The following is a 6,164-nucleotide window of genomic DNA, read 5'->3' as shown; positions in this document are numbered from 1 at the left end:
TGGCAAATATACCCTTGGTTTGTCCTCACTATACTTGCATAAGCCGCCGAGCTAAGGATGTGGAGGTTTGCTTCAAAACCTCTACGAGGGGCACTATCCAACACCTCGCCATTGATGCGACGGGACTCAAGGTATACGGAGAGGGCGAGTGGAAGGTAAAAAAGCATGGAACCGATGGCAAGCGTCGAGTTTGGCGTAAACTCCATCTTGCAGTCGATACTGATACTCATGAGATCATCGCAGCCGAACTGACCTTATCAGGCGTGACAGATGCAGAAGTGTTGCCTAATCTACTCAAGCAAACTCGTCGCACCATTAAAGAAATCTCTGGAGATGGTGCTTACGACACTCGGGAATGCCACAGATCCATTCGTGTAAGGAAGGCCGTTCCTCTCATTCCTCCGCGTGATGGTGCTGCCTTTTGGGAACAGGGACACCCTCGTAATCGAGCTGTTGGTTGCCAAAAACTGTATGGTTCAAACAAGAAATGGAAACAAAAATACGGTTACCACAAACGCTCGCTATCTGAAACAGCCATGTATCGAGTGAAGCAGCTACTGGGTGGGAAGTTAAGTCTGCGAAACTACAATGCACAAGTTGGTGAAACTTACGCCATGATCAAAGCGTTAAATAAACTTACTAGCCTAGGTATGCCTGAAACTTGTCGTATGAACTAAGAAATACACGAAACGGGGGAGTGCTCTATCTATAAGTTTAATTATGCAACAAAGCTCTAGATGACCTTAGGTGCCAAGTTGAAGTTAAACTAGTTGCAATTATTGGAGGGGGGAGTAATACTAAAGAGGTAACCCTTTAAGGACTGGAGGAATGAATGATAACTAGGTTATTAACAATGACATTGATGTTATTTAGTGTACATAGTTATGCCTCCTTTGCGATGGTTGTACATGATTATGATTTAAATATATCAGGGTTGGCCTTGGCTTCATGTGTAATGTTGCCAAGGGAACTCCAAAGTGGGGCACCAGACTTTCTAACAGATGCACAGAAGGGTAAAGGTATTACTGTTGCAATAGGTGACGTGGATGGTTTTAATTTACCAGTAGGCTCTCAAGCATTGAAAGACGGAAAGTATGCTAATGAAGTAGTAAAAGCCATGGTTGATGCTCTGCCTCATGATAAACAAACAAAACAGTATATGGCTATCACGCATAAAGATCGATTGATTGAAAATGTTAGTTATCATCTTGGGAGTGGCTTTTCAGAGGGAAACTCTGAGGGTGGAAGCTACCTAGGTGTTTCGTTATGGGCTGTGGCAATACAAAATACATCTGTTCACAATACTTATCATGAGATGTTCTTAGGTTATTCCCAAAGTAATGCATCAACTATGAAGGGAAGATTAAATGATTCACTTAAGCGAGTTGTTGATAATAACTTAGGTGATGTAAGGTGTACTGATAAATATAATGTTTCCTCACATCTTGCCTTTACAAGAGTAATTGATCATAACACGGGTAAAGATGACATTGATACTTTCTTTTCGCCAGAAGGTAGTTATAACCGAGATGCAATATTGGGTTTGATCAACAAAGAAGCATATCAGGTTTTGTTGTTAAGTGATTGATTATGAGGGTTTTTCTTGTGGGGGGGGGATCTTGTTGCCAAGAGCCGTCTCCCTAAGAATCCAGCGTGCAACTTTTACTGTACTAGGCTCAATCCTCCATAAAAGCATCAAATGGTATCGCTACACTTCGGATTTTCACATGTCTTTCTATTGGCAATTTGACTATTTAGAAGAGGTTGAACTGGCAATCCATACCCATGATCTTCTGCCGATCAAGGGCGGTGAGTAGTCACTAATTAAACTGATTTGAATTATGATCTAATGTAGTTACAAAGTTAGCTATAAGTTGATGTTTTTTGTGATGTGATTCTAAGTATTTACATGTACACATCGATTGAAAAATATACTTGACATGCTTGATGTTTCATTAATCACCTTTGCTAACATATTATTAATAATATGATACAAAGAGTTTTAAAGTGATTTGAACTTGTTGCCAAAAAAAGGTAAACATATATAAGAGGGATAGCAATGTAATTTACCCTATTCCTAACTCTTCAAGTTTAGGAGTGTGAAGTATGTTTTATTTTAAATAAAATGTAGTATTTTTTGTTTACATAGGCTGATGAAATATGATTGTTTATATTAAGAATAAGTTAGAAGTGATTGCTTTTTTATCATTATTTTTTTCACTGTCTGCATATGGTTCTATTGATTTTATCGGTAAGAGTATAAACTCTGGGAATGCATCTAGTCCTGTTATTGCTTTAGATGAAAATCATAATCCATATGTTTTGTACCAAGAAGGAAATGAATCCAAAATAAAGAAATATAATGGTTACATTTGGGAGTCGCTAGTAGATATTGGAGATGATACTCCTGGATATAATACACATACCATTGATTTTACATTATCAGCATCAAGAGTTCCTTATGTTGCCTATAGGTCAACTAAAGATGGTGAAACTATCGTTAAGCGCTTAAATGGAAGTTCTTGGGAAAAAATAGGCTCAATAGCTAAAGAGTATTCTAGCTCATATCATATAAGGATAGCTATCGGTAGTGATGATGTTCCATGGGTCGCATCTTACAATACTGGATCAAAGCAAGTATTACGTTTTGATGGTAGTTCATGGTTACCCGCGGGATCATTTGAGAGTTCAGGGGCTATGCATCGTTTAGGTTTTACTTTAGACCCACAATCTAATCTTCCCTATATAGCTTATAGTGATCCAATATCATCCGCAGGAAGTTTGGGACCAGCAACAGTGAAGAGGTTTAATGGCACTGAGTGGGTAATTGTAGGAAAACATCAGTTTACAATTGAGAATGTTAGAGGTGTCGATTTAGCTATATCTCATCATGATGGAGCTCCTTATATAGTAGGTAACAGTACTTCTATGAAGTTTAACTCTGCTACATCTGTATGGGAGGAGCTAGGGGACTTTAACACAGGAGTAATTAGTGATGATTATAGAGTTACAATCGGTCTTGATGGTACTCCATATGCTTCTTTTAGGAGCGGGGATGGTCCTTTCGGTCCTTTTGAACTTAATATCATAGCATTCAATGGGGAATCATGGTCTAGCATTTTTGATCAGAAAATTGATGGTATAAGTGACCTTGATATGGTGTCAGGCAGTCTAAATAAGACTTATGTATCTTATGTTGAAAATGGTAAGATAAATGTTATAAGAATTAGTGAGTCATTACCTAAAGAGACGCTGTTTATTTTGCTGAATTAAGAGTTTAATTGTTTATGATTTATTTGATTATATATAATCCATACTTAGAGAGTGAAATTTAGGAGAAATATAAAGATGAAAAATATAGCCTTAACTTTAGCATTACTAAGTGCTTCACAAGTTGCTTTAGCTAATACTGCTGGTTGTGACTCAGTTGGTGAAAAACAAGTTAACAAAGTTATTTCAATGCAATTAAATAACTCAACAGCTAATGCCGGAGATAATTATGTTACATTTTGGGATGACCAAAATAAATTTTATACACAGTATCATTCTTTTCAAGATTGGCGTGGTCAAGTAGCATATAAGTTTATACAGCAATCTCATTTGACAGGTGAGCCTCTATATTTTAACTGTCGAAGTACAGGAGCAAGTGCAAGGGTCGATAGAATTGGCGTTGGTCCAAGAATTAAATAACTTGAACTAGGGATAAAAAATAGAAGTGAACTAAAAGTGGTCATCACTCCAATCTCTTGATTGGTATGATAGAATCTAAATTCACTTTCTTGGGTTCTGTCGCAAAATGTAGTGGCATAGTTAATTTGGCCACCTAGTTAGAGGTGCTAGAATGCACCTCGTACACAACAGGTGAAACTATGACAAAACGTATAAGAAGAACTTTCAGCCCCGAATTTAAGCTAGAAGCCGCTCAGTTAGTCACTGACCAAGGCTATACCGTTGTTGAAGCAGCTAAGGCGATGAACGTAAGCAAATCAGCAATGGATAAGTGGGTAAGGCAGCTCAAGCAAGAGAGGCAAGGTGTCACGCCGAAAGCTTCGCCGCTCACCCCAGAACAGGTTGAAATACGTGAGCTTAAAAAGCGGATTGCTGAATTGGAAGAGCACAACGAAATCATAAAAAAGGCTACTGCTCTGTTGATGTCCGACTCACTGAACAATTCTCGATAATCGAGAAACTCAAACAGAGCTACAGCGTTGCAAAGCTGTGTAAAGTGTTCGGCATTCATCGAAGCAGTTTTAAGTATTGGTGCAAAAGGCCCAAGAATTACTCTGCAGAAGAGAGCCACTTATGTGCCCTAGTTCAAGAAGCTCACAGCGTCAGCAATGGCTCTGCGGGTGCTAGAACCATTGCCAGTATCATAACGAACTCGGGTATCAAGTTCTCTCGCTACAGAGCGACTAAGCTGATGAAAAAGCTGGAGCTAGTTAGTCGACAACTTCCTAAACACCGATACAACAAAGCTGCTCAGGAGCACATTGAAATTCCGAATCATTTAGATAGACAGTTCGCTGTGACAGCCCCTAATCAGGTCTGGGTCGGTGATGTGACGTATGTGTGGACAGGAAATCGGTGGAGTTATCTCGCCGTTGTAATCGACCTCTTTGCACGCAAACCGATCGGTTGGGCAATGTCATTTTCCCCCGATAGCCAACTGACAAGTAAGGCGCTTAAGATGGCCTATGAATCACGTGGTAAGCCCTCTAATGTGTTATTCCACAGTGATCAAGGCAGTCATTATACGAGTCGCAAATACCGCCAAACACTCTGGCGATACCAGATAAAACAGAGTCTATCTCGTCGAGGAAATTGTTGGGGTAACAGTCCGATGGAACGCTTCTTTAGAAGTCTTAAAACTGAATGGGTACCAGCTTGCGGCTACAGTAGTTTATCCGAAGCTTGGAAAAGTATTGTTGGATACATCATTAGATATTACAGCCAGATTAGACCGCACCAGTACAATGGTGGACTAACCCCGAATGAATCGGAGAGGCAGTACTGGGAAACTTATAAAGCGGTGGCCAATTTTAGTTGACCACTACAGTATTAACTTAAATACTTTAGTGCGAACTCAGATTTAGACGCAAGAACGGCTCCCAATAGGGAGCCGTTCTTCTCTGAGGAAGTTGTCTTGCTGGACCAGAACAGTACACATCATTCTTAGTCTTAAGCTGCCTCTTCTGTAACTGAACATTCGTAAGCATTCTCTACAATAATTTCACAACTCGTAAAGATAGCAACAGGCCTAACTGTTTTGCCTTGCTTTTCCAGTCTAACAAAACCTTTTGAAGCCAGTTTTTTTAGCGTATCTGAAAGGTTGGGTTTTTTACGGCCTGTAAGCTCAGCTAACTCCGTAATTGTTTCTGGCCTGTATTCATCAATAACCTGAAGTAATTTTTGATTTTCATCACAGAGCAATTGAGCTACAGCATTAAGCGAAGTAAACCAGACTTTAGGTTCATCTTTTGAAGGCTTATATTCACCTTTTACTATCGCGATCATACGCTTACGTAGCATTTCTTCTGACATGACACCAATACGTGCTTTCATATTTAAACCCTGTATACGCAATTTATAACAGCTAAGATTTTTTCTTTTTAAGAGGTTTTAAGGTCTCATCAACTGAAATGAAAAAATCCTCTACCAATTTCTCCGGAGATTCAAACTCATATAGAACCCCTTTATCTGAAGAGTGTCGATGCATATGATCGTATGATTTTTTACTCCAGTAATCTTATGACGTTTAGTGGCCTTTACTTCATGAGCGTTGTCATAACCCATTATCCGCTTGTTATGGTTATTATGCAGTGTAAGGCGATAAGACAATCCATGTGGTCTGTCTTTGGTCTTCTCTACTTTCCATGCTTCAATTCGCCAGTAATAACCTTCAGGCTCATCAAAGTGACACTCTGTTCCATGGAGATCAATCAGTACGTCTAACCCTACTAATTCTGATTTTTCCATTGTTAAATCTTTTAAATATCAGCGGGTTGTACTTAACATACTTTGTTATGCTTAGGGTATAACTATAATTCATCTATACGTAAAGGTCTATTGAAAAATTATCCTAATGATTAGGGCGTGTTGATCTTTCGTGAGTGTTTTTTGAACAGTATGGTAAAAAGTTATAATTTGCTTTGTCAAAAGTAAAA

The 6,164-nt window shown here is 39.0% G+C and carries 7 protein-coding genes; 5 read left to right on the top strand and 2 right to left on the bottom strand.

The features are described from left to right. The 5 genes from Q1A70_RS18375 to Q1A70_RS18355 all read left to right on the top strand — a co-directional run. The coding region (locus tag Q1A70_RS18375; RefSeq protein WP_299697509.1) for an IS5 family transposase at window positions 1–677 on the top strand (677 nt) is incomplete at its 5' end. 176 nt (window positions 678–853) lie between these two features. Further along, on the top strand, window positions 854–1,588 hold the full coding sequence (locus Q1A70_RS18370; protein ID WP_299695252.1) for a hypothetical protein: 735 nt from the start codon (window positions 854–856) through the stop codon (window positions 1,586–1,588). Between the two features lie 572 nt (window positions 1,589–2,160). Further along, window positions 2,161–3,273: a hypothetical protein gene (locus Q1A70_RS18365; protein WP_299695248.1), complete on the top strand. Its 1,113-nt coding sequence runs from the start codon at window positions 2,161–2,163 to the stop codon at window positions 3,271–3,273. 75 nt (window positions 3,274–3,348) lie between these two features. Further along, window positions 3,349–3,690, top strand: a complete 342-nt coding sequence (locus Q1A70_RS18360) for a hypothetical protein (RefSeq protein ID WP_299695245.1) — start codon at window positions 3,349–3,351, stop codon at window positions 3,688–3,690. Between the two features lie 179 nt (window positions 3,691–3,869). Continuing rightward, window positions 3,870–5,047 (top strand): IS3 family transposase gene (locus Q1A70_RS18355; RefSeq protein ID WP_299695241.1). Its coding sequence is split into 2 segments (ribosomal slippage): window positions 3,870–4,137 and window positions 4,137–5,047, totalling 1,179 coding nucleotides; the frame shifts between segments, so codons are not numbered across the junction. A 131-nt stretch (window positions 5,048–5,178) separates the two neighbouring features. Here the strand turns inward: Q1A70_RS18355 and Q1A70_RS18350 are convergent. Together Q1A70_RS18350 and Q1A70_RS18345 are read right to left on the bottom strand one after the other, a co-directional pair. Beyond that, complete coding sequence (locus tag Q1A70_RS18350) at window positions 5,179–5,562, bottom strand: helix-turn-helix domain-containing protein (RefSeq protein WP_299695238.1); 384 nt, start codon at window positions 5,560–5,562, stop codon at window positions 5,179–5,181. A gap of 90 nt (window positions 5,563–5,652) precedes the next feature. Further along, window positions 5,653–5,976: a DUF6516 family protein gene (locus Q1A70_RS18345; protein WP_299695235.1), complete on the bottom strand. Its 324-nt coding sequence runs from the start codon at window positions 5,974–5,976 to the stop codon at window positions 5,653–5,655. Between the last annotated feature and the right edge of the window lie 188 nt (window positions 5,977–6,164).

The organism is uncultured Vibrio sp., from assembly GCF_947488985.1.
Classification (GTDB): domain Bacteria; phylum Pseudomonadota; class Gammaproteobacteria; order Enterobacterales; family Vibrionaceae; genus Vibrio.
This window is presented reverse-complemented; position numbering and strand designations above follow the sequence as displayed.

What these genes read in the sequence shown, in the direction of transcription:
- Q1A70_RS18370 (WP_299695252.1), top strand. Translation starts at nt 854, where the DNA reads ATGACATTGATGTTATTTAGTGTACATAGTTATGCCTCCTTTGCGATG.
- Q1A70_RS18365 (WP_299695248.1), top strand. Translation starts at nt 2,161, where the DNA reads ATGATTGTTTATATTAAGAATAAGTTAGAAGTGATTGCTTTTTTATCA.
- Q1A70_RS18360 (WP_299695245.1), top strand. Translation starts at nt 3,349, where the DNA reads ATGAAAAATATAGCCTTAACTTTAGCATTACTAAGTGCTTCACAAGTT.
- Q1A70_RS18350 (WP_299695238.1), bottom strand. Translation starts at nt 5,562, where the DNA reads ATGAAAGCACGTATTGGTGTCATGTCAGAAGAAATGCTACGTAAGCGT.
- Q1A70_RS18345 (WP_299695235.1), bottom strand. Translation starts at nt 5,976, where the DNA reads ATGGAAAAATCAGAATTAGTAGGGTTAGACGTACTGATTGATCTCCAT.